Here is a 1,652-nt window from a genome sequence, read left to right on the forward strand (position 1 = left end):
CGCCCTCACCGGCCACGACGCTCGCCGATGGGAGCCGAAACGACTACGACTGCGGCTGCTTTCCGTTGCCGGACGCATCAGCCGGCATGCTCGCCGAACGCGACTACGGCTCTCGCGATACGCACCCTGGGCCGGCTTGATCATCATCGCAGTCACCCGACTGCAAGCATTGCCGGCCCCGACCTGAACAACACCAACCGCCCCGACAACCGAAAGAACCCGGACCGTGGAACCGGCGGCCAACCCGCAGACTCGGGCTACCCCATCGACGGCAGCAGACAATCGAAACCATCAACCCGAACCGCTCAGGCCAGCACGCGCCCCGCGTGAAAGATCCGGGCTAAGCATGCCTGCGAGCGGGCTTTTACTGCGGCATCGTTCGAGTGGAATTCACAACCAGAGCCCACTCGGCGCAGCACGTTGAGCAGAATTCGAGGATATCGCTGCGGGCAGATGAATTCGCCAGGTCTCATTTCATGTCCGAAACGTCCAAGGTCAGTCGGCCGTCGACACCGGAGACGAAACCTTGTTCCGCGAGCGCGACGTGATCTAGTTGGGTGACGATCCGTAGTGCACCCGCATCCGCTGCATCGTGCACGATCGCGAAAACAAGTCTGCGCACCACGTCTTCTGGGACATTGGGAAGTACCTCGATCACATCGACGGATGCAACGGATTCTGTATCCGTCCATGTTGCGAATCCATGCCCGAGGTAATCGGACCGGCGTCGATCAGTGTTGTTCCGCCAAACATGCACCCACGAAATCAGACGCCGTTCGCGGTGTGCGTCGGCAGCCCCGGCGGTATTCATACCGAGGGCGTCGAGAACGTGGTTGGCACCGTAGCCGGGAACCGTTATCCCGAGGCCGAACTCGTGCCATAGTCTCGATTCTCCCCGCGGATCGAACAGGTGAATGACGCCATCGACGCGCTGACGTCGAGCGCGTAGCAGTAGTCCGGTCGACAGTTCCTCGTTGAGGGACAAGGCCGCAGCAGACATCCATGCAACCGGATTGTGCGCGGGCGGGCTGGTGAAGTCGGCGTCGGACTGAGGTAGGAGAACGTCTATCGAGAACAGGTTTGGATTCTTCTTCCACCGGAAGTGCACGCGCAACGTCGCGCCATCGACGACGAGGCGGGTGGGTTGGAAGTGCGTATTCACCGCACCGCGCTGACGGAAGATCCGGCGGGCGGATTCCAAAGCGTCCCGGGCGGTGGGGGAGAGCGCCGCCGATGGATCGCCGGCTACGTCGATCTTCCAGCAACCGTCCGGATCCGTTCGCGGGTCGCGAACCAGGGACGAGTCCATATACGGACCGCGGGCAGCAAGGTGTTGGCGTAGCGTCGTCGCGTCGAAGGCCGGCTCGAGCTTGCGCGGTTCGGATCGGGTGAACCAGATCCGCTGCCAGCGATAGTTGTCCGGGGCCAGCATCGGTACCCCGTCCCGATCGAGGAGAACCGTGAACACCTTCTCGTAGGGCCGCATCCGGCGTTCGAGCCGCTCTGGCAATTGGACTGCGAGCTGGTATGCGTAGTCCGACAACTGTGGACCGAACGCATAACGCATCCATGCCTCGGCTTCGGCTGCACCTAGCCCGGATCTTTCACGCGGGGCGCGTGCTGGCCTGAGCGGTTCGGGTTGATGGTTTCGA

At 62.5% G+C, this 1,652-nt stretch carries 2 protein-coding genes; one reads left to right on the top strand and one right to left on the bottom strand.

Annotated elements, in window-relative coordinates; translation table 11 throughout:
* Positions 1 to 187, top strand: a 187-nt coding sequence (locus ACHIRB_RS23150) for a transposase (RefSeq protein ID WP_395127781.1), incomplete at its 5' end; no start/stop codon positions are given.
* Between the two features lie 282 nt (positions 188 to 469).
* On the opposite strand, the gene ACHIRB_RS23155 is transcribed toward ACHIRB_RS23150, so the two are convergent.
* The coding region (locus ACHIRB_RS23155) for a hypothetical protein (RefSeq protein ID WP_395127782.1) at positions 470 to 1,652 on the bottom strand (1,183 nt) is incomplete at its 5' end.

This window comes from Antrihabitans spumae (assembly GCF_043944905.1).
GTDB classification, from domain to species: Bacteria; Actinomycetota; Actinomycetes; order Mycobacteriales; family Mycobacteriaceae; genus Antrihabitans; species Antrihabitans spumae.